The organism is Kitasatospora sp. NPDC101155 (genome assembly GCF_044768305.1).
Classification (GTDB): Bacteria; Actinomycetota; Actinomycetes; order Streptomycetales; family Streptomycetaceae; genus Kitasatospora.
Window position 1 is genome coordinate 1 of sequence record NZ_JBIWPN010000001.1, and the last position, 19,138, is coordinate 19,138.

The window sequence follows — 19,138 nt, forward strand, 5'->3', positions numbered from 1 at the left end:
TGGTCCACCAGCCGCCGGTAGCCGAGGTCCTGGTACACCACCAGCATGCTCGCGGTGGCGGCGGCGGCACACGGGGACTGGACGCTCGGATCCCGGCGGACGTGACGTCCGCCGGGCCCCGCCCTCTTCACCGGGAGCCTCAGCCCTCCAGGAACGCCTTGATCGCGCTCGCCAGCAGGTACGGGTCCTCCGCCCCGCACAGCTCGCGCGCCGAGTGCATGGACAGCGCCGCGATGCCGCAGTCCACCGTCTTGATGCCCAGCCGCGCCGCCGTGATCGGGCCGATGGTCGTCCCGCAGGGCATGGCGTTGTTGGACACGAAGGTCTGCCACGGCACGCCGGCCTTCTCGCAGGCGGCCGCGAACACCGCCCGGCCGACGCCGTCGGTCGCGTAGCGGTTGTTGACGTTGACCTTGAGGATCGGCCCGCCGTTCGGCATCGGGTGGTGGCCCGGGTCGTGCCGCTCGGTGTAGTTCGGGTGGACGGCGTGGCCCATGTCCGAGGAGAGGCAGACGGTGCCGGCCAGCGCCCGGGCGCGGTCCTCCGGGTTGCCGCCACGGGCGTGGATCGTCCGGTCGATCACGTTGCCGAGCAGCGGGCTCTGGGCGCCGGTGTCGGACTCGCTGCCGGTCTCCTCGTGGTCGAAGGCGGCCAGTACCGGGATGTACGGCAGCTCGACGGTGCCCTCGGCGGCCGCGGTGGCGACGGCGGCGAGCGCGGCGGTGGCCGCGTGCACCGACAGCAGGTTGTCCAGCCGCGGGGCGGCCAGCAGCTCCCGGTCGCGGCCCAGGTAGGAGGCGGGCTGGACGTCGTGGGTCATGAGGTCCCAGCCGACCACGTCCTCGACGGCCAGGCCGGCCCGCTCGGCGACGTAGCCGATCAGCGAGCCCTCGTCCACCGGGCCGAGGCCCCAGATCGGGGTGACGTGGCGCTGCCGGTCGAGCTTCATGCCGTCGTTGACCTGGCGGTCCAGGTGGATGGCGAGCTGGGGGACACGCAGCAGCGGCTCGTCCAGCTGGACGAGCCGCGCGCTGCCGTCCTTGAGCGCGAGTCTGCCGGACAGGCCGAGGTCACGGTCGAGCCAGGTGTTCAGCGGCACCCCGCCGTAGATCTCCACCGCGACCTGCCGCCAGCCCGCCGAGCCGGTGTCCGGCAGCGGCTTGACGCGCAGGTTCGGCGAGTCGGTGTGGGTGCCGACGATGCGGAACGGCGTCTCCGGGCCGGCCCCTTCCGGCAGGTACCAGGCGATCAGCGCGCCGGCGCGGATCAGGAAGCGCCCCCCGGCCGCCCCGTCCCAGGCGTCCGTCTCGGCGACCTGACGGAACCCCGCCTTCTCCAGGCGCTCGGCGGCGCTCGCGACCGCGTGGTACGGGGACGGCGAAGTGCCGAGGAACGCGATCAGATCGTCGGTGTGCGTCCGGTCGAAGAATGCCTGTCGGGCGGCGGTCGACATACTGCTCCTGGGTCGAGGGAGGGCCGAAGCCGGATGGGGAGTCGGCTTCGCACCTTGAGCATATGCCCGTACACGGACATGGCATTCGGAAGCTCATCCGGGCGGAAAACCCGGACACATCCGGGGTCCGCACGCGCCCAACTCCCCACCGTCCGGGGCTCTGCGGAGCACCCGGACAACACCGAAGGGCCCGGTGGCAGCCGGGCCCTTCGGTGTGAGGGTTTCGTCAGGCGGTCAGAAGGGGGTGCGGCCTAGAAGGCCTCCTCCGCCAGCTCCATGATCTCGTTGTCGATGCCCTCGGCGATCGCCCGCTGCGGAGCGACGGTCGGAAGGATGTTCTTGGCGAAGAAGCGGGCCGCCGCGACCTTGCCCTGGTAGAACGGCACGTCCTTCTCGGAGGCGCCGGCCTCCAGCTTGGCCAGGGCCACCGCGGCCTGACGCAGCAGCAGCCAGCCGACCACGACGTCGCCGGAGACCATCAGCAGGCGGGTGGTGTTGAGGCCCACCTTGTACATGTTCTTGACGTCCTGCTCGACCGAGGAGAGGTCGGCGAGCAGCTTGCCGATGATGGCCTCCAGGTCACCGGCGGCCGTGGCGAGCAGCTTGCGCTCGGCGGCCAGGGCGTCGCCGCCCTCCTCCGAGCCGAGGAACTTCTGGATCTGCTCGTTCAGGGCGGTCAGCGCCTGGCCGCCGTCCTTGACGATCTTGCGGAAGAAGAAGTCCTGGCCCTGGATCGCCGTGGTGCCCTCGTACAGGGTGTCGATCTTGGCGTCGCGGATGTACTGCTCGATCGGGTACTCCTGCAGGTAGCCGGAGCCACCGAAGGTCTGCAGGGACTGGGCGAGCTGCTCGTAGGACTTCTCCGAGCCGTAGCCCTTGACGATCGGCAGGAGCAGGTCGTTGAGGCGCTCGGCGGCCTCGTCGCGCTCGCCGCGCAGCTTCGCGGCCATCATGTCGTCCTGGGTGGACGCGGTGAACAGGACCAGCGCGCGCATGCCCTCGGCGTAGGCCTTCTGGGTCAGCAGCGAGCGGCGCACGTCCGGGTGGTGGGTGATGGTGACGCGCGGGGCGGTCTTGTCCAGGAACTGCGAGATGTCGGCGCCCTGCACGCGCTCCTTGGCGTACTCCAGGGCGTTCAGGTAGCCGGTGGAGAGGGTGGCGATGGCCTTCGTGCCGACCATCATGCGGGCGAACTCGATGATCTTGAACATCTGGCGGATGCCGTCGACCTTCTCGCCGAGCAGCCAGCCCTTGGCCGGGTGCTTGGCACCGAAGGTCATCTCGCAGGTGTTCGAGGCCTTGAGGCCCATCTTGTGCTCGACGTTGGTGGCGTAGACGCCGTTGCGCTCGCCGAGCTCGCCGGTCTCCCAGTCGAAGTCGAACTTGGGGACGATGAACAGGCCCAGGCCCTTGGTGCCCGGCTTACCGCCCTCGGGGCGGGCCAGCACCATGTGGATGATGTTCTCGGACATGTCGTGCTCGCCCGAGGTGATGAAGCGCTTCACACCCTCGATGTGCCAGGAGCCGTCCTCCTGCTTGATCGCCTTGGTGCGGCCGGCGCCCACGTCGGAGCCCGCGTCGGGCTCGGTGAGGACCATGGTGGAGCCCCACAGGCGGTCGGTCATCCGCTTGGCGACCTCGAGCTGCTCCTCGGTGCCCTCCTCGGCGATGACGCCGGCGAAGGCCGGGCCGGAGGAGTACATCCAGATGGCCGGGTTGGAGCCCAGGATCTGCTCGGCAAAGGCCCAGATCAGCGAGTTCGGGGTGACCTGGCCACCGATCGACTCCGGGATGCCCAGGCGCCACCACTCGGCGTCCATGAAGGTCTGGTAGCTCTTCTTGAACGTGGCCGGGATCGGCGCGGTGTTGGTCTCCGGGTCGAAGACCGGCGGGTTGCGGTCGGCGTCGACGAAGGACGCGGCGAGGTCGTTCTCGGCGAGGCGCGAGATCTCGCTCAGGATGTTCTTCGCGGTCTCGACGTCCATGTCGGCGAACGGTCCGGTGCCGTACACCTGGTCGCGACCGAACACCTCGAAGAGGTTGAACTCCACGTCCCGCAGGTTGGACTTGTAGTGACCCATGGCCTGTTTTCTCCGGTTCGTCGCTTCCGGGTGACCGCCTCGTTTCGGGCGCCCCGTACCCACCAGTAGGCATCATGATGCTACCCAGCGGTAACTTGGGCAAGCCCCTGGGGATGAATCACCTATGAACGTGGTCACGTCCCACAAGCCGGGACGACCACTCCTTGTCAGGATCGGCGCCAGCGCGGGCGGGTGCGCTCCCGCTAGCCTGTCCGTGTGTACGGATATGACCAGAACGCATACCCGGGTGACCCCTACCAGCAGCAGGCGGGTCCGCAGCCGGGCATGAGCGGCATGCCCGGACCCGACGCGTACGGCGCGCAGGGGCAGGCGTCCCAGCAGTCGCTGTACCCCGAACCCTCCCCGCCGTCGCTGGCGGACGCCGTCCGGGCCTTCACCACCGGCTCGATGGCGGTCGAGGACTTCCAGGCGATCTTCATCACCTCGAAGGTGCACTGCCCGCGCGGCGACCGCCCCGGCTTCCTCGCGCTGCACAACACCCCGACGCCGGTGATCCCGATGTTCAGCTCGCTCAAGGAGCTGCGCCGCTACGCAGGCAAGGACTCCAAGCACTTCACCGTCACCGGCGCCGAGGTCCTGGACCTGCTGCCGACCGGCTACGGCTTCGCGCTGGACATGGAGGGCGAGCACCGGATGGTGTTCGACGCCAAGGCGGTCGAGCAGATGGTCGACTTCACCATGCGCCGGATGTACGGCTGACGACCGCTCCACGGCCGTCGGCCACCGCCTCGCGGGCGGCCGAGCCGCCCCACGCGGTGCGCGACGCGCGGCGCTGACCCATCCTGGAGAGGAGCAGGTTTCCCGTCACTACATAGTTCAATTTTCAACTTGCTTGTTGTTGAGCATTGAACTATCCTCGTGGACGTAGGCCAGAGACCCCCCGAAGGAGGCCGACATGCCCGCCGTGACCGTCGACAACCCGCTGACCCTTCCGCGTGTCACCACGCCGGACCCGGCCGTCGCGAGCGCCCGGTCCGTCCGCACCGTGGCCACCGCGCCCGAGGGCTACGAGGGCGAGGGCTTCCCCGTCCGCCGCGCCTTCGCCAAGATCAACACCAAGTACCTCGACCCGTTCATCATGATGGACCAGATGGGCGAGGTGGACTACGCGGCCGGCGAGCCCAAGGGCACCCCCTGGCACCCGCACCGGGGCTTCGAGACGGTCACCTACATCATCGACGGCACCTTCATCCACCAGGACTCGCACGGCGGCGGCGGCACCATCACCGACGGCGACACCCAGTGGATGACGGCCGGCTCCGGTCTGCTGCACATCGAGACCCCGCCGGAGTCGCTGGTGATGTCCGGCGGCCTCTTCCACGGCCTCCAGCTGTGGGTCAACCTGCCCGCCTCGGACAAGATGATCGCCCCGAAGTACCAGGACATCCGCGGCGGCAGCGTCAAGCTGCTCAGCACCGAGGACGGCGGTGCGCTGCTGCGGGTGATCGCCGGCGAGATCGACGGCCACCAGGGCCCGGGCGCCACCCACACCCCGATCACGATGATCCACGCGTCGGTCAGCCCCGGCGCCCAGGTCACCCTGCCCTGGCGCTCGGACTTCAACGCCCTCGCCTACGGCCTGGCCGGCACCGGCTCGGCCGGCCAGGAGCGCCGCCCGTTCCACATGGGACAGGCCGTGGTCTTCGGCGACGGCGACTCGATCACCATCCGCGCCGACGAGAGCCAGGACTCGCGCAGCGCCAACTTCGAGGTCGTCCTCCTCGGCGGCCTGCCGATCCGCGAACCCGTCGCCTGGTACGGCCCGTTCGTGATGAACAGCCACCGCGAACTCCAGCAGGCCATGGAGGACTTCCAGGCCGGCCGCCTGGGCAGCATCCCGGCCGGCACCAACCTGGGACGCTGACCCCACGACGCAGGGGCCCGGACCGGTACGACCGGTCCGGGCCCTAATTCGTCCACCCGCACCCGTACGGCCTTCTCCAGCGGTGCGCCGCGCCTGGGCGCCCGGTTGCTCACCTACCAGCCCGACGACCTGCAGCTGGTGACCAACGAGTCGCTGGAGGACACCGGCGAGGTCCTCTCCCGCATGATCGACGCGTTCGTCACCCGGACCTCCGAGGCCACCGCCGACCTCCGGGCGATCGCCGGCCGGGATCGGATGCCGGTGGTGAACGCCATGAGCACCGAGGAGCACCCCACCCAGGCGCTCACCGATCTCACTGTCCTGCAGCGGCACTTCGGGCGGATCGAGGGTCTGCGGGTGCTCTACCTGGGCGAGGGCAACAACACCGCTACCGCGCTCTCCCTCGCGCTCAGCCGCTTCCCCGACACCGAGCTCCACCTGCGCACCCCCGCCGGCTACGGGCTCCCGACGGACTACCTGGACCGGGCCGGCGAACTCGCCGCCGGAAACGGTGCGTTGGTCACCGAGCGGCACGACCCGGCCCACCTGCCCGACCGGGTCGACGTCTCTACACCACCCGCTGGCAGACCACCGGCACCAGCAAGCCCGACCCGAACTGGCGGGAGGTCTTCGCGCCCTTCCAGGTCAACGCCGAGCTGATGGCCCGCTACCCGTCGGCGGTCTTCATGCACGACCTGCCCGCCCACCGCGGCGAGGAGGTCACCGCCGATGTGCTCGACGGCCCGTCCAGCATCGCGTTCTGGCAGGCCGGTCACAAGCTGCACAGCGCCATGGCGGTGCTCGAGTGGTGCCTGCGCGGTCGGGGCGAGCCGGCCGGCCGGGTGTGAGCGTCGCCGCCCCGGTCGCCGGTCAGGTCACCGCAGCCGGGGTGTCACGGCGGCGGAGCCGTGCGCACCGCGGGCGGCCAGCCTGCGGGCGACCCCGTCCGCGAGCAGCAGCAAGGCGGCGGTCACCAGCGCGGCCATGTGTTCGTAACCCGCCAACTCCGGGTCCACCGCCGTGATCGCGGCCGTCAGCAGCACCACGCCCAGCGCGGTCCAGCGCGCCCCGAACCGCCAGGCGACCAGCAGGCCCAGCCCGATCACGGCCGCCGACGGCCCGGTGTCCCGGACCTGGGCGAATGCGGCGGGCAGGTGGAGCAGGTGGCCGGGCGGCCGGGACACCCCGAAGCGCGCGTAGCAGGTGCCCACCAGCGAGCAGGTGTACCCGACGGCGAGCGTGCGCCACGGGCCGAGGGTCAGCTCGGCGATCGCGAAGACCACGAACACCTGGGCCAGCGCCCCCCAGACCGGCAGGCCCAGGGCCGGCACGAATATCGAGACCGGGAAGCGCAGTAGCGCGACGTCCCACGGCTCGGTGGCCCGGACCACGCCTATCCGGGAGACGAAGGCCGCCCCGCTCGGGAACTCGTCGACCGCCGCGAACAGCAGCACCAGGCAGCTGGAGACCACGGTGAGGGTCAGTGCGGCGGCGCCCCTGGCCCGCAGCCGGGCGCGCGCCCGGCGGTAGAGCAGGCCCCACTCGCTCTCGGCCGCGCACCGGATGCCGGGATTGTTCACGACGGTCCTCCAGTCCCGGTCAGGAGTCGATGGTGGCCGCACACCGGTCCGCGGCACCGGCGTGCGGCCGGCCGTCGGAGCCCGAGGTGCACGGCCGCAGCAGCGCGAAGTAGGCCAGCGCCGGTCCGGACTGCCGGATGACGTGCAGGCCGACGGCGTTGGCGTGCCGGGCCAGGGTCGCCGGGCGGATCTGGTGGCGGTCGAAGAACTCGCCGACGACCAGGCGACCGGTCGGCTTGAGGACCCGGCGCAGCTCGCTCAGGGCGGCGGGGACGTCCGGGATCTCGCCCAGCGCGGTGACCAGGTAGGCGGCGTCGAACGTGGCGTCGTCGAAGGGGAGTTCGCGCGCGTCGGCCAGGGCGGGGACGATGGTGTCGAGGCCGGATCCGGCGGCCCGGCGCATCACGTGGTCGAGCATCTCCTGCTGGATGTCGACGATGTCCAGCCGGCCGTCGGCGCCGAGCCGGGGCGCCACCTGGAGCGACTGCAGCCCAGTGCCGGGACCGATCTCCAGCATCCGCTCGCCCGGCAGCGGCTGGAGCTGCTCGGCCAGCCGCTCCCAGGACAGGAACGGCAGTGGCAGGTCGAGCAGTCGGTGCTGCGCGTAGGGGTACGGCGCGGAGTCGGTCACCCACCAGGCGGTGGCCGCGGCCGTGACCGAGGCGCCCGCAAGGGCCCAGATGCCGGCCTTGCCGAACGGGACGCGCAGGGGTGAGGAGGGGTGGCGCATGGTTCTTCTCCAACGTTGGTCGTCGGCGTGGGGCGGTGGTGCCCGCTCAGTGGATGTGGATGCCGCCGTTGGAGGCGGCCACGGTGAGGGAGGCCGACGCGCCGTCGGAGTTCGGCAGGTCGATCTGCGGCGCGGAGCTGCGGCTGTGGGCGTCGATCCGGTAGCCGGTGCTCGAGGGCACCGCGAGGTCGACCGTGCCGTCGCCGGTCGTCATGGTGCACCGTCGGACGGTGCGGCTTGAGGTATTGATCGTTCCACTCCTCGTTCTCGGGAAGGCCGATGGCCTTCACCGGTGGTTCGCGGTGGCACTGCGGGGCGGCGCACCTGCGCCGCCCCGCACCGACCATCTGCCCTCCAGCCAACAGCAGTTCGGCCGGGCCGGACACGTGGCCAGCCCACCGAACCGGGGTAGGGATAACCCACCTGTCAGTCCCAGCCGTTGTTGTCGGGCGGGGCGGTGGCGCCGGTGGTGTCGCCCGGGGCGGCAGCGGCCCGCGGCTTCCTCGACCGCTGCCCGGAGCCGGACCGGCTGCCCGGGTGGCTGACCGAGCAGGACATCGCCGTCTACGCCGAGGCGCTGGCCGCGACCGGCTTCACCGGCGGCCTCAACTGGTACCGGAACCTGCACCGCAACTGGGAAGTCACCGCCGCACTGGCCGACTTCGCCTCCTCGCTGGACTCACCCCGGCATCCGTGATCCCCCCGGCACCCCGTTTCGGAAGGAAACCCTCATGACCACGTCCATGGAACCGGCCCCCGAGGTCCAGCAGCTCGCCCAGTGGCTGACCGAACGGGCCGCCTACTACCTGGAGATCCCGGCCGAACAGATCAAGTCCGACGTCAAGCTGGTCGAGTACGGCCTGGAGTCGGCAGCCCGGGCGAAGATCGTCGTCGACCCCTCGCTGGTCGCCGGCTGATCGTCCGAACGACGGTGGCGTCCCCGGGATCTCCCGGGGACGCCACCGTCGTTCGCGGCACGGGCGTGCTCAGTGGACCGTGATGTCGCCGCGTGTGGTCTTCACCACCACGCTGTGCGGCGCGTCCGTAGCGGTGTTCGGCAGCGAGACGCTCGGCGACGACCAGGAGCTCTGCGCGTCGACGTGGTAGGTGGCGTCGTGAGGCACCTTGAGGTCGACCCCGCCGTAGCCCGTGGTGACCTTCAGGGAGGCGGGTGCCGCCGTGAAGGAGGCGCTGACCGCGCCGTCGGTGGTGACCTCGGCGTTCGGGGCGCTGCTGTCGGCGAGGGTCACCGCGCCGTACGTGCTCCGCACGGTCAGCGGGCCGGACGACTGGTCCACCTCGACCCCGCCCGGCCCGGTGGTCAGATCCAGCCGGCCGGTCAGGCCCTTCACCCGAATCCCGGCGTCCCCGGTGCTCACCTGCGCGGCCAGGCCGGCCGGCACCGTGATCTGCAGGTGCTCCGAGCAGTCGTCGGAGCAGCCGGCGGTGACCGTGACGTCCGACCCGGACCGGGTGACGGAGACCTGCGGGACATGGCCCGCGTAGCTGCCGCTCATGGCCACCGCGACCTGCGAGGAGCCGTCCTGACTGAGCGTCACGTCGAGTCCGTCGGTCTGGACCGTCACCTGGCCGGCGCCGGCCGCGTCCTGCTGCCAGTTGCCGCTGTACGGGTGGTGCGCCGGAAGCAAGGCGACCACACCCCAACTGGCCACGGCGACGACCGTGACGAGGACGGCCAGCCCTACGAGGAGGAATCCGCGGCGCATCCTCGGTGTGGTACTGATCTCAAGCTCCCAGGTAGCGCAGAACGGCGAGCACGCGGCGGTGGTCTCCCGCCTCCTGCTGCAGATCGAATTTCACGAAGATGCTGCGGATGTACTTCTCCACCGCCGCCGTACCGATCACCAGATCGGCCGCGATCCCGGCGTTGGAACGGCCCCCCGCCATGGCCGTGAGGACCTCCCGTTCGCGCGGCGTCAGGGTGGACAGCGGATCCCGCTGCCGACTGCCGGCCAGCAACTGCTTGACCACCTCCGGGTCGAGGACCGTCTCGCCCGCGGCGACCCGGCGCAGCGCGTCCACGAACTCCTCGGCGTCCGATACCCGGTCCTTGAGCAGGTAACCGACCCCGTTGTCATTGGTGTTGACCAGGTCGATGGCGTAGCGCTCCTCGACGTAGTGGGAGAGCACCAGGACGCCGGTCTCCGGCCAGCGGGCGCGTACCGCCAGTGCGGCGCGCAGGCCCTCGTCCAGGAAGGTGGGCGGCATCCGGACGTCCGTCACACAGGCGTCCGGCCGGTGTTCGGCCACCGCGCGCAGGAGTTGCTCCCCGTCGCCGACCGCGGCGACCACCTCGATCCCCTGTTCGCTGAGCAGCAGTTCGATGCCCTGGCGCAGTAGCGCGGAGTCCTCGGCCAGCACTACCCGCATGGCAATTCCACCTCGATCACGGTCGGTCCACCCACCGGACTGCTGAGCCGGAACCGCCCGTCCACCCCGGACACCCGGTCCGCCAGACCAGTCAGACCCGTGCCGGCCGCAAGGTCGGCTCCGCCACGCCCGTCATCGCCAACCTTAATGTCCAATCGGGCGCCCTCCCGCCGGATCTCCACCCAAGCGCGGGTCGCATGAGCATGTTTGGCCACATTGGTGAGCGCCTCGGTCACCGTGAAGTAGGCGACCGCCTCGACGGTGGAGGAGGGGCGCGGCTCCACCAGGACGTCAAGGCGCACCGGCACCGGAGCCAGCGCGGCGACGGCGGAGAGCGACGCCTCCAGGCCGCGGTCGGTCAGCACCGGCGGGTGCAGGCCACGGGCCAGGTTGCGCAACTCGGCGATGGTGCTGAGGGTTTCCCGCCGGACGTCCTCGACCATCTTGTTGGTCTCGTGGTCACCGGACTTCTTCAACCGCGAGCTGACCCGGCCCAGGGTGATCGACATCGCCACCAGCCGTTGCTGGGCACCGTCGTGCAGGTCCCGCTCGATCCGTTTGCGCTCCGCCTCGGCGGCGTCCACCACCCGGGCTCGACTCTCCGTCAGATCGATGACCCGCTGCTCCAGTTCCATGCCGCGGGGCCGGGAGAGCAGTGCGACGGCCAGCGCGGTGTCCAGCGCCAGCAGGAGTTTGACGATCAGCGGGGAGAGGACCGTGCCGACCAGCAGCGCCACCGCCGCGACCAGCAGCGCCCGGGGCAGGGAATCCACCAAGAACGGCCCGAGCTGGGCCTGCCCGCCGGGCAGGCCCCGGTAGTAGGCCGGAAGCAGCACCAGGGTCAGCGGCACGGCCCAGATCAGCGCCACCCCGACCACGGTCACCACCGCCACCGGCATCAGCAGTACGAAGTAGCCGATCAGCCGCCAGGTGCAGAGGTTGTGGACGAGCGACTGCAGCGACTTTGCCAACCGCCACGAACAGACCGGCGCCGGCAGCTCGTCGAGCTCCAGCCCGCAGGTCACGGCGAACCGGGCGCGCTCGACGGCGGCCAGCCGGAACAGCGCCCACCCCGCCGCCACCGTGACCGGCAGGCCCACCAGGCCGGCCGGCGCCAGGCAGACGGCGACGAGCAGCACGACCAGCACGACCAGTCCCGCCAGCGCCACCAGACCGTCAAGTACCAGGTGGATCGAGGCCCGCCACAGCACGGGGGAGGCCAGCGCGCGCAGCGGATTGCCCGGCACCACCTCGCGGGGTGACCGAGCGTCCGTCCGGGCTCTGCCGGTGGCACGGCCGGCGATGTACTCGGTCAACTGCTTCAGACCCGCTCTCGTGGGCAGTGCGGGCGGCGACCAGGTCACCGTCCGCACCTCGATTCGACAAGGGGACGGTACCCAACCCGACCACCCGTCGGCAGCGAGGAGAGCCCACTGGCGGGGGTAGGGTTTACCCCCCGTCCGGCCGGTGGGTTCACGCTGCCGACCCGGCGCCGCCCGGTGCGACATCGTGGGGAAATGACCGATCGACACTCGAGCGCCGCCGGCCGCCCCTGCCCGGCCGGCAGGACCGACGACATCGAGCAGTTCCTCGTGCACTACGGGGACACCATCGACGACCGGGTCGCCGAGATCGTCGAAGAGATCGTCGAAGAGGTCGTCGAAGAGGTCCTCGGCGAGCCGCTGAGGCGGTACCGGCGCGACGTTGTGCTGCCGGTCACCGTCGCGCTGCTGGCGGCCGCGGCCGTCTCGCCGGCGCTCATGTGGTGGAGCCCGTGGACAGTCCCCCTGGTGTGGGCCGCCACCTCCGTCATCTGCGTGTCGCTGTCACGGACCGCCCGGATCCCGCGCCGCTCGTAACGGGCCGCGACCGAGTGCTCGGTCACGACCGCGCGCCTTCCGGTTCGAGGCGGGACAACCGACTGATGCAGTAGACGATCAGCAGGTTGATCTTGCCGACACGGCAGTCCTGCAGCAGCTTCTCGGAGTCGGGACGCTCCGCCCCGGTGAACGCCGAGATGCCGAGGTCCTCGTAGTAGGTGATACCGGGAGATCGAGCGAGAGTCCGGTCCGGGCGCGGGGAGCCATCGAGGACATCGCTGCGAGGCCGGCGAATTGACCCACTGTTGTCGCCCGGCCTCGCGGTCGTTCTCGACCTCCCGCGGCAGAGCGAAGATGCTTCGTCCTCCTGCCGCTTCGTCTCCACCCGTAGGCCCGGCTACAGCAGTGCGTAGACCGCCGAGGCGTCGTCGTGGGTCTTGCCGCGCGGCCAGCGCTCGCAGGTGGCGTCCGCCCGCTCCACCTCGCGGACCTGGGCGATCAGCTCACCCGGGCCGGACTCCGCGAGCAGCCGCAGCACATCGCCCCAACTGCCGAGCCCGAAGCGCTCGGTGTAGCGCGAGGCGCCGTCGGTGAGCGCGGCCAGCGCGTGCAGCCGGTCCAGCCGGACGAAGCCGGTCTCGGCGTGCTCGGCCGCACGCGGGCTGGCGGCCGCGATCCACGGCCCGCTGCCCCGGTTGCGGGCGGCGCGCACGGCCAGCACGTACTCCAGGTGCAGCGCGGTCCGCTCGGCCGAGCCCGGGACGGTCGCCCAGACCTGGCGGCGCAGCCCCTCCCCGCCGGGGAAGCGCTGGTTGTCCCCGATCACCTTCGGCGGGCCGTCCTTGAACTCCAGGACCAGCAGCGAGTCGCCGAGCACCAGGTACTCCAGCGACTCGCCGTGCCGCCGGGCCGCGACCACCATCGCGGCGGGCGTGTTGGAGTGGGCGAGGTCGCAGCGGCCGCCGTGCAGCGCGGCCGTCTCCACGATGGCATCGGCCAGGCACTCGGCGATCGAGCGGTCCACGCGGTCGGTGAGCCGGGCGAGCAGGTGCACCCCCAGCCGGCGGACGTACCAGGCCGTTCCGTGCCGGCACCCGGACTCCAGACCGGCCGGCGAACTCGCGCCGTCCAGCAGGACCAGCGCCTCCGGCGAGGCCGCCGCGAAGTCCTCGCTCTCCCGGTCGGGCCGTCGTGCTTCCCCTGCGAGCTGTAGCTGCATCCCGACAGTGTGGCCGCCGCCCCCGGCCCGCGCCCAGACCCGTGCGTCGGTGTGACGCGGGCCGGGGCCCGTTGTCCGGTGGCATCGAGGGCGATTCAGCCATACCGTCGGATAACGACCGGACAATTCGGCCGATCAGGGCTGGTCGGGTTTAGGACCACCTTCGGGTGTCCGACCGACCCGGGACTGACGAGGAGCGGAAGATGTTCTGGCAGTTCATCGTGTTGCTGGCCGCCGCGCTCGGCTTTCCGACCGCTGCGCTGTTCTTCCTGATCGGCGGTCCGCGCTTCCCGGACGAGAAGCGGGAGCGGAAGGCCTAGTCAGGAGGCCCGCCAGGCCGGGTCGCGGCCGAGCAGCGCCAGGGCGCGGTCGAACCGGCCGGCGCCGCCGCCGGGTTCGAGGCCCGGGCGGAAGGCCCGGCCGGGCGCCCGGGCTTCCGGCGTGTTCGGGACCGCCTCGGTCACCGCCGAGAGGGCGTCGGCCAGGGCGTCGTCGCCGTCCACCGCCGCGACCAGGGCGTCCGGGCTGCCGAGCGCGGCGGCGACGTCCCAGCCGTGCACCAGGGTGTCGAGCAGGTGGAAGCCCACCGCCTGGGCGAGCGGGAACGGGCCGCTGTCGCGGATCTCGGGCAGCCAGAGCGCCCGCTCGACGGCGGCCGCCTCCCGGAAGGCGGCGGTGAGTTCGGTGCCGGTCCGGCGGAAGACGCCCGCCGGGTCCGCGTCGACCGGGGCGTCCGCGAACAGCGCGAGGTCCGGCCCGGCGCCGCGGGCGGCCGCGGCGAAGCCCTGGTGCTGGCCGGCGCAGTGCTCCAGCAGTCGGCGCAGTGTCCAGCCGGCACAGGGGGTGGGAAGGTCCAGCTGGTCCGCCCGTACGGTGTCCACCACCTCGGCGGCCAACTCCATGGCCCGTGCGTGCAGTTCGACGATCTTCATGCGGCAGTTACCCCCAGTCCCGCGGAAATGAATCCGATCACCTGATCAACGACGGTCGGTTCCCCGATAATCCGCCGGCGGCCGAGCCCCCGGGTCACCACCAGGTCGAGCCGCTCCCGGTACGCCCGCTGCAGCCGGCGCGCCTGGACCGGCGGGACGCCGTTGAGTCCAACGCCCCTCAATCCAACACCCCTCAATCCAACGCCCCTTCCAGCGCGGCAGCTTGGGCGAGCAGCCGCTCGTCGCCACCCGCCGCGCCGACCACCTGCAGGCCGAGCGGCAGCCCGGCCGCGGTCCGGCCGGCCGGCAGGCTCAGCGCGGGCAGCCCGAGGAAGCTCCACGGCAGCGACATCACCGCGTCCCCGGTGCTGTGCAGGCCCTCCGGCGCACCTCCGGTCGCCGAGGGCGCCAGCCACAGGTCCACCCCGGCTTCGGCGGTCGCCGCCGCCACCCGCTCGCGCAGCCGCTCCCGGAAGTCCAGCGCGGCGGCCCGGTCCTCGGCCGCCACGCCCTGGCCGACCCGGATGCTCGCCACCGTCTCCGGCCGGTACAGACCGCCGAACCGGGCGAACCAGTCGGCGTGACTGCGGGCCAGCTCGAAACGGTTCACGGTCTGCAACTGCCGGACGATCTCGGCGAAGTCGGTGAACAACGGCACCCGGCGCACCGTCGCACCGGCCCGCTCCAGCCGTTCCACCCGCTCCTCGAAGACGCGCAGCGCGGCCGGTTCGGCCCGCTCCAGGTACGGGCCGTCCGGCACGCCGAGCACGGGCGTGTCCGGCACCGGGCCGGTCCGCCAGTCGTCACAGAGCAGCGAGGCCGCCAGCGCCGCACCCGCCAGATCGGCGGTGAACACCCCCAGGGTGTCGAAGCTCGGCGCATTCGGGATCACGCCCGTGATCGGGATCCGCCCGTACGTCGGCCGGAACCCCACCACCCCGCAGTACGCGGCCGGGCGGATCACCGAACCGACCGTCTGGGTGCCGATCGCCAACGGCACCAGCCCCGCCGCGACCGCCGCCGCCGAACCGCTGCTGGAACCGCCCGGGGTGTGCCCCGGATGGTGCGGATTGCGGGTCGGGCCCGGGGCGCTGGCCGCGAACTCGGCGGTCACCGTCTTGCCCGCGACCATCGCCCCCGCCGCCAGCAGCCGGTCCACCACCACGGCCTGCGGGCCCGCCAACACCCCCGGCGGCAGGGCGGATCCACCGTGCGTGGACAGCCCGTCCACGTGCACGATGTCCTTGACCCCCACCGGCACCCCGTACAGCGGCGGCCGCCCGGCCGGCTCCGGGTACCGCGCGGCCAACTCCCGTGCCCGCGCCCGAAGTCGGTCGTGCCGCCCGGCTTCCGACACGAAGGCGTGGATCAGCGGATCCACCCGCTCGACCAGCGCGCAGAAACGGTCCACGTACTCGGGCAGGCCCGGCGCACCGGCTCGCAGCTCGGCGGCCGCACGGGTCAACGGCCGCGGCCGGACGAGAGATTGCTCCATGCCGAGCACGGTAGCGCCGATCACGACGGCGCCGGCCTCAGCGGCTTCACCGGCCCGCCGGCCTCAGAGGTGCTCGGCCGCCAGGTAGGGCTGTTCGCGCAGGAAGTACGCCCCGCAGGTGTGGCAGCACAGTTCGGGGGTCCGCCCCCAGTCCACCGCCTCCCGCACCGGCGCCCCCGGGTCGAGCTCGCGGCCGCACATCGCCACGCTCTGCGCACCCCGGACCATGTGCCACAGCCGCACCCCGCCGGCCTCACCGTCGGCGCCGTACTCGGCTCGCATCTGGTGCATCATGCACCCCATCGTCCGACCGCCTCCGGAGCCCGGCAACCGGGGGCCCGCGTCCCTCGCGGGATGAACCCGAGGGGGCGGACAACCGTTCGCGCCCCTCGGTGGTCTTCCCCCGGAGAGCGCACACCCGACCCGACCGCTGGAGCCATCGATGCGACCCGCCCGCCTTCCCGCCGCCTGCACCCTCCTCGTGCTCACCGCGGGCCCGGTCGCCCTCGGTACGGTCCCCGCCCTCGCCGCCGACTCCTCGCCCACGTCGGCGCCGTCGGCAACCTCGGCGACGCCGTCACTGACGCCCTCGGTGACGCCGTCCGCCCCGACCCCGAGTGCCACGACCGGCCCCACGGACGCCCCGTCGGGCAGCGCCGCCCCCACTGCGACGCCCTCGGCCACCCCGACCGGCGCCAGCTCCGCCGCCGAGTGCCCGGAGGGCCCGATGGCGGTCACGATGCCGGTCACCGGCAGCAGCACCACCCCGGGGCAGCTCGCGGTCACCTTCGACAACATCAGCACCACGACGGTCAAGGAACTCGCCACCACCGTCGCCCTCGCCGACGGCGGCAGCGCCCTCAGCGCCGAACTGCGCGCCCCCGAGGGCGCCTGGAAGCCCCTGACCGTCTCCGGGGCGCCGACCAACGCCGGCACCTACCAGCTCGCCCCGGGCCAGAAGCTCACCCTCCAGCTGCGGGCCACCGGCCTCGGCGACCACCGCCTCACCTTCACCGCCAAGTCCGAGGTCCTTCCGTCCGGCTCCGCCCCGGCGAAGAAGTACACCTGCCCCCAGCTCACCGCCGCCTTCACCTACGCCGCCACCAACCGCACCCCCACCACCCCGCCCGCCGACCCTGCCCACCTCGCCGACACCGGCGCCGGCACCGCCAGCCGCCCCCTCGCCATCGCCGGCACCACCGCCGTCCTCCTCGGCGCCACCCTCGTCTTCCTGACCCGCCGCCGCCCCACCGAGGACTGACCGCCGGGTGGTACGGAGCCGCGTGCCCCTACGGCCGGTCTTCGAACTCCCGTCGTCCGCCCGGAGGGCGGGCGGGGCGGCGTCGGGGTGCGTGCATCGCAGGGCGGAGGAGGGAGCCACTGCGGTGGGGGCAGCTCCCGGCCGAAGGCTGGGGGAGCGTCGCCCCGCAGGCGGGAGTGTGAGGACCGGCCCTACGGCACAGCGGTGGGCGGAGGGCCGGAGCGCCGCTCCCGGTGGCCGAGAGCTCCGGCCGCAGGGCGGAAAGGCGCGGCGCAGCAGCGCGACGACCGACGGACCGCTGCTCTGTGCCCGGCCCGCCGCCGAACCCGCACGCGGACGCGGATCCGCTGCCGAAACGCCCGGTTCGCCGTGGTCGCCGTGCTCCGGCGGCCACGGCAGCACCCGAGGACGCGCGAGACGTGACCGGCCCGGTCCGGCCGTGGAGCGGCGACGCGGCGGCGGGTCAGGAAACGGCCCTCAGCAAGGCGCCGTCCTGCCACTTGAGGATCTTGTCGAAGCTCACGATGGCCCCCCGGAGGGGGTGGTTGCGGAGCTGCACGTGGTCGGTGAGGGCGTGGATGAGGAAGAGGCCGCGGCCGGATTCGGCGGTGAGGTCGGGGAGGGTGTCGAGGTCGACCGGGCGAAGGGTGGGGGCCGAGGGGCGGCAGGGGAGGACGTGGGTGTCGTAGGGGTGGCCGTCGCGGCGGGGGCGGTGGGCGGTGAGGACGCGGGCCGGGACGGTGGCGCGGCCCCGGCGGGAGCGGCGGGGCCCTCGGCCGGGCGCGGCGGGACGGACCGGAGTGGGGGTGACCGGGCGGCGGGCGAGCGGGGCGGCGGGGACCGGCAGGCCGGGGCCGGAGTCGGTGACCTCGATCCGCAGCCGGTCGCCGCTGATCGAGGCGGTGACCTGGAAGCCGTCGTCGGGCCGGCCGGTGACGCCGTGCTCGACGGCGTTGGCGCAGGCCTCGGTGAGGGCGACGCCGAGGTCGTCGGCGATCTGCGGGTCGACGCCGGCCGTCGCCATGGCACCGAGCAGGATGCGCCGGGCCAGCGGAACACTGGCCGGGTCGCGCTTGAGGTGCAGAGTCCACCAGATGTCCACGGGAGGTCCCTCCTGGCTGCGGCTCCACATACAACTAGGTATCTCCGGGCGATTCGGCGGTGAACCGTGCCCGGGGGCGGCTACCGCCCGTTCGGCGGATGGACTGGGGACGGGGTGTGTGCCGAAGGGCGCACACCCGGTGGTGCACGCCGCCGCTGAACGGGGCATTCGTAGGGATTTCCCACCCTGCCGGTGCCGGCGGTGTACGCGATGAGATGATGGCCCGGCCATGACTGCCCTCCCCGCCGCCCCCGTCCCGGGCGCCTCCGTACCGGTCCGGCCGGTGGGGGTCGCCGCCTGGGATCTGCGGCTTGCCCGGGCGGTTCCGTTCGCGCTGGTGTGCACGCTGATAGCGGCCGCCGGGCACGCCCTGTCGGGTGGCGGCGACGTGCCGCCGGTCGCGCTGGCGACGGGTTTCGCCGCGATGCTGGTGCTCGCGATGGCCTGTGGTGGACGGGAGCGTTCGCTGGCGGCCATCGCCGGAGCGCTCGGCGCGGGGCAGCTCGGACTGCACTGCCTCTTCCACGGCCTCGGCAGCGGCGGCATGCACCACGGTGCGATGACCATGCCGCAGGCGGCCGGCCGGCTGATCTGCAACGAGGCCCGCCCGGGCACGCTGATCGGCCTGCCCGGCGGTACGTCCCCCGAGCAGTTGGTCTCCTCGGCGGGCCTGGACCCGCACGCGTACGCCGTCGCGCCCTGGTGGCAGGGCGGCGTGTTCGGGATGACGCCGTCGATGCTGGCCGGACACCTGGCCGCCGCGCTGGTGGCGGGCTGGTGGCTGCGGCGCGGCGAGGCGGCGCTGTGGCGGCTGGTGCGGGTGGCCGCGTCGGCGGCCCGGGAGCACTGGGCGGCACCGCTGCGCTCGGCGTTCGTGCTGGTGGCCGCGCTGCTGCGCGGCCTGTTCGGCGTGGCCGGTCCGGCCCGCCGGTTCGGGGCCAGGGGCGGCGAGGGCCTGCTTCCGGCCGGTGTGGTGCTGCGGCACAGCGTGGTGCGGCGCGGTCCGCCGTGCGGGGCCCTCGCGTACTGACCCGGTGTTCCCCGTGCGTGCCCGAAGGGCCGTACCGGGTTCGCGGTGAGGTGCGCGGTGTCCGGGCCGTTCCCGTCCGCCACAGGGACGGCGGCCCCAGGCTCGGGGGGGGCGGGGGGGCGGGGGGGGGGGCGGGGGGGGCGGGGGCGGGCGGGGGGC

At 72.6% G+C, this 19,138-nt stretch carries 21 protein-coding genes and 1 pseudogene; 8 read left to right on the forward strand and 14 right to left on the reverse strand.

The window, feature by feature from the left end; genetic code table 11:
* Window positions 1-139: 139 nt before the first annotated feature.
* The gene (locus ACIRYZ_RS00005) at window positions 140-1,453 is read right to left on the reverse strand and encodes a M18 family aminopeptidase (RefSeq protein WP_402937439.1); all 1,314 of its coding nucleotides are present in this window, start codon (window positions 1,451-1,453) and stop codon (window positions 140-142) included.
* Window positions 1,454-1,704: 251 nt separating this feature from the next.
* Window positions 1,705-3,534, reverse strand: a complete 1,830-nt coding sequence (locus tag ACIRYZ_RS00010; protein ID WP_387618887.1) for an acyl-CoA dehydrogenase — start codon at window positions 3,532-3,534, stop codon at window positions 1,705-1,707.
* Between the two features lie 216 nt (window positions 3,535-3,750).
* Here ACIRYZ_RS00010 and ACIRYZ_RS00015 point away from each other — a divergent pair, with 216 nt between their 5' ends.
* From ACIRYZ_RS00015 to ACIRYZ_RS00025, 3 genes and pseudogenes are all read left to right on the forward strand, one after another.
* The gene (locus ACIRYZ_RS00015; RefSeq protein ID WP_387618890.1) at window positions 3,751-4,254 is read left to right on the forward strand and encodes an SseB family protein; all 504 of its coding nucleotides are present in this window, start codon (window positions 3,751-3,753) and stop codon (window positions 4,252-4,254) included.
* Between the two features lie 196 nt (window positions 4,255-4,450).
* Entirely contained in the window at window positions 4,451-5,419 is a 969-nt protein-coding gene (locus ACIRYZ_RS00020; RefSeq protein ID WP_402937444.1) for a pirin family protein, read from the forward strand.
* Between the two features lie 48 nt (window positions 5,420-5,467).
* Window positions 5,468-6,267: pseudogene (locus ACIRYZ_RS00025) on the forward strand (ornithine carbamoyltransferase); the annotation flags it as partial.
* A 27-nt stretch (window positions 6,268-6,294) separates the two neighbouring features.
* Here ACIRYZ_RS00025 and ACIRYZ_RS00030 read toward each other — a convergent pair.
* From ACIRYZ_RS00030 to ACIRYZ_RS00040, 3 genes are read right to left on the reverse strand one after another with little or no spacing between them, the layout of a single operon-like run.
* The gene (locus ACIRYZ_RS00030) at window positions 6,295-6,999 is read right to left on the reverse strand and encodes a hypothetical protein (RefSeq protein WP_402937447.1); all 705 of its coding nucleotides are present in this window, start codon (window positions 6,997-6,999) and stop codon (window positions 6,295-6,297) included.
* 19 nt (window positions 7,000-7,018) lie between these two features.
* Window positions 7,019-7,729 (reverse strand): class I SAM-dependent methyltransferase, encoded by a 711-nt coding sequence (locus ACIRYZ_RS00035; RefSeq protein ID WP_402937450.1) that lies wholly within the window; start codon window positions 7,727-7,729, stop codon window positions 7,019-7,021.
* A 46-nt stretch (window positions 7,730-7,775) separates the two neighbouring features.
* Window positions 7,776-7,943: a hypothetical protein gene (locus ACIRYZ_RS00040; RefSeq protein WP_402937452.1), complete on the reverse strand. Its 168-nt coding sequence runs from the start codon at window positions 7,941-7,943 to the stop codon at window positions 7,776-7,778.
* Window positions 7,944-8,195: 252 nt separating this feature from the next.
* On the opposite strand from ACIRYZ_RS00040, the gene ACIRYZ_RS00045 reads away from it, so the two are divergent.
* Both ACIRYZ_RS00045 and ACIRYZ_RS00050 read left to right on the forward strand, forming a co-directional pair.
* Window positions 8,196-8,426 carry a hypothetical protein gene (locus ACIRYZ_RS00045; protein ID WP_402937455.1) on the forward strand — a complete coding sequence of 77 codons (231 nt, stop codon included), beginning with the start codon at window positions 8,196-8,198 and terminating at the stop codon, window positions 8,424-8,426.
* 34 nt (window positions 8,427-8,460) lie between these two features.
* Complete coding sequence (locus ACIRYZ_RS00050; protein ID WP_402937457.1) at window positions 8,461-8,646, forward strand: hypothetical protein; 186 nt, start codon at window positions 8,461-8,463, stop codon at window positions 8,644-8,646.
* A gap of 69 nt (window positions 8,647-8,715) precedes the next feature.
* On the opposite strand, the gene ACIRYZ_RS00055 is transcribed toward ACIRYZ_RS00050, so the two are convergent.
* The 3 genes from ACIRYZ_RS00055 to ACIRYZ_RS00065 are packed head-to-tail and all read right to left on the reverse strand — an operon-like array spanning window position 8,716 to window position 11,484.
* On the reverse strand, window positions 8,716-9,456 hold the full coding sequence (locus ACIRYZ_RS00055) for a DUF4097 family beta strand repeat-containing protein (protein WP_402937460.1): 741 nt from the start codon (window positions 9,454-9,456) through the stop codon (window positions 8,716-8,718).
* 19 nt (window positions 9,457-9,475) lie between these two features.
* A complete protein-coding gene (locus tag ACIRYZ_RS00060) occupies window positions 9,476-10,120 on the reverse strand; it encodes a response regulator (protein ID WP_383706327.1) in 645 nt (214 codons plus the stop codon).
* A complete protein-coding gene (locus tag ACIRYZ_RS00065) occupies window positions 10,111-11,484 on the reverse strand; it encodes a sensor domain-containing protein (protein ID WP_402937463.1) in 1,374 nt (457 codons plus the stop codon). Before ACIRYZ_RS00065 ends, ACIRYZ_RS00060 begins: the two co-directional genes overlap by 10 nt.
* Window positions 11,485-11,637: 153 nt before the next feature.
* Here ACIRYZ_RS00065 and ACIRYZ_RS00070 point away from each other — a divergent pair, with 153 nt between their 5' ends.
* Complete coding sequence (locus tag ACIRYZ_RS00070; RefSeq protein ID WP_402937466.1) at window positions 11,638-11,979, forward strand: hypothetical protein; 342 nt, start codon at window positions 11,638-11,640, stop codon at window positions 11,977-11,979.
* A gap of 22 nt (window positions 11,980-12,001) precedes the next feature.
* Here the strand turns inward: ACIRYZ_RS00070 and ACIRYZ_RS00075 are convergent, their stop codons facing one another.
* From ACIRYZ_RS00075 to ACIRYZ_RS00095, 5 genes are all read right to left on the reverse strand, one after another.
* Entirely contained in the window at window positions 12,002-12,325 is a 324-nt protein-coding gene (locus ACIRYZ_RS00075; protein WP_402937469.1) for a recombinase family protein, read from the reverse strand.
* 12 nt (window positions 12,326-12,337) lie between these two features.
* Entirely contained in the window at window positions 12,338-13,159 is an 822-nt protein-coding gene (locus ACIRYZ_RS00080; protein WP_402937471.1) for an integrase, read from the reverse strand.
* A 320-nt stretch (window positions 13,160-13,479) separates the two neighbouring features.
* Entirely contained in the window at window positions 13,480-14,091 is a 612-nt protein-coding gene (locus ACIRYZ_RS00085; RefSeq protein WP_402937473.1) for a TIGR03086 family metal-binding protein, read from the reverse strand.
* Between the two features lie 193 nt (window positions 14,092-14,284).
* On the reverse strand, window positions 14,285-15,586 hold the full coding sequence (locus tag ACIRYZ_RS00090) for an amidase (protein ID WP_402937476.1): 1,302 nt from the start codon (window positions 15,584-15,586) through the stop codon (window positions 14,285-14,287).
* A gap of 63 nt (window positions 15,587-15,649) precedes the next feature.
* Complete coding sequence (locus ACIRYZ_RS00095) at window positions 15,650-15,880, reverse strand: hypothetical protein (protein WP_402937479.1); 231 nt, start codon at window positions 15,878-15,880, stop codon at window positions 15,650-15,652.
* Window positions 15,881-16,028: 148 nt separating this feature from the next.
* On the opposite strand from ACIRYZ_RS00095, the gene ACIRYZ_RS00100 reads away from it, so the two are divergent.
* The gene (locus ACIRYZ_RS00100) at window positions 16,029-16,847 is read left to right on the forward strand and encodes an LPXTG cell wall anchor domain-containing protein (protein WP_402937482.1); all 819 of its coding nucleotides are present in this window, start codon (window positions 16,029-16,031) and stop codon (window positions 16,845-16,847) included.
* 463 nt (window positions 16,848-17,310) lie between these two features.
* Here ACIRYZ_RS00100 and ACIRYZ_RS00105 read toward each other — a convergent pair whose 3' ends face one another.
* A complete protein-coding gene (locus ACIRYZ_RS00105; RefSeq protein WP_402937485.1) occupies window positions 17,311-17,949 on the reverse strand; it encodes an ATP-binding protein in 639 nt (212 codons plus the stop codon).
* A 229-nt stretch (window positions 17,950-18,178) separates the two neighbouring features.
* Between ACIRYZ_RS00105 and ACIRYZ_RS00110 the strand changes: the two genes are divergently transcribed.
* The gene (locus ACIRYZ_RS00110; protein ID WP_402937488.1) at window positions 18,179-18,979 is read left to right on the forward strand and encodes a hypothetical protein; all 801 of its coding nucleotides are present in this window, start codon (window positions 18,179-18,181) and stop codon (window positions 18,977-18,979) included.
* Window positions 18,980-19,138 lie beyond the last annotated feature (159 nt).

Bases quoted from the DNA above. Each gene is read 5' to 3' on its own strand.
- ACIRYZ_RS00005 (WP_402937439.1), bottom strand. From the start codon at position 1,453: ATGTCGACCGCCGCCCGACAGGCATTCTTCGACCGGACGCACACCGAC.
- ACIRYZ_RS00010 (WP_387618887.1), bottom strand. From the start codon at position 3,534: ATGGGTCACTACAAGTCCAACCTGCGGGACGTGGAGTTCAACCTCTTC.
- ACIRYZ_RS00020 (WP_402937444.1), top strand. From the start codon at position 4,451: ATGCCCGCCGTGACCGTCGACAACCCGCTGACCCTTCCGCGTGTCACC.
- ACIRYZ_RS00035 (WP_402937450.1), bottom strand. From the start codon at position 7,729: ATGCGCCACCCCTCCTCACCCCTGCGCGTCCCGTTCGGCAAGGCCGGC.
- ACIRYZ_RS00040 (WP_402937452.1), bottom strand. From the start codon at position 7,943: ATGACGACCGGCGACGGCACGGTCGACCTCGCGGTGCCCTCGAGCACC.
- ACIRYZ_RS00050 (WP_402937457.1), top strand. From the start codon at position 8,461: ATGACCACGTCCATGGAACCGGCCCCCGAGGTCCAGCAGCTCGCCCAG.
- ACIRYZ_RS00055 (WP_402937460.1), bottom strand. From the start codon at position 9,456: ATGCGCCGCGGATTCCTCCTCGTAGGGCTGGCCGTCCTCGTCACGGTC.
- ACIRYZ_RS00060 (WP_383706327.1), bottom strand. From the start codon at position 10,120: ATGCGGGTAGTGCTGGCCGAGGACTCCGCGCTACTGCGCCAGGGCATC.
- ACIRYZ_RS00070 (WP_402937466.1), top strand. From the start codon at position 11,638: ATGACCGATCGACACTCGAGCGCCGCCGGCCGCCCCTGCCCGGCCGGC.
- ACIRYZ_RS00080 (WP_402937471.1), bottom strand. From the start codon at position 13,159: ATGCAGCTACAGCTCGCAGGGGAAGCACGACGGCCCGACCGGGAGAGC.
- ACIRYZ_RS00085 (WP_402937473.1), bottom strand. From the start codon at position 14,091: ATGAAGATCGTCGAACTGCACGCACGGGCCATGGAGTTGGCCGCCGAG.
- ACIRYZ_RS00090 (WP_402937476.1), bottom strand. From the start codon at position 15,586: ATGGAGCAATCTCTCGTCCGGCCGCGGCCGTTGACCCGTGCGGCCGCC.
- ACIRYZ_RS00095 (WP_402937479.1), bottom strand. From the start codon at position 15,880: ATGATGCACCAGATGCGAGCCGAGTACGGCGCCGACGGTGAGGCCGGC.
- ACIRYZ_RS00100 (WP_402937482.1), top strand. From the start codon at position 16,029: ATGCGACCCGCCCGCCTTCCCGCCGCCTGCACCCTCCTCGTGCTCACC.
- ACIRYZ_RS00110 (WP_402937488.1), top strand. From the start codon at position 18,179: ATGACTGCCCTCCCCGCCGCCCCCGTCCCGGGCGCCTCCGTACCGGTC.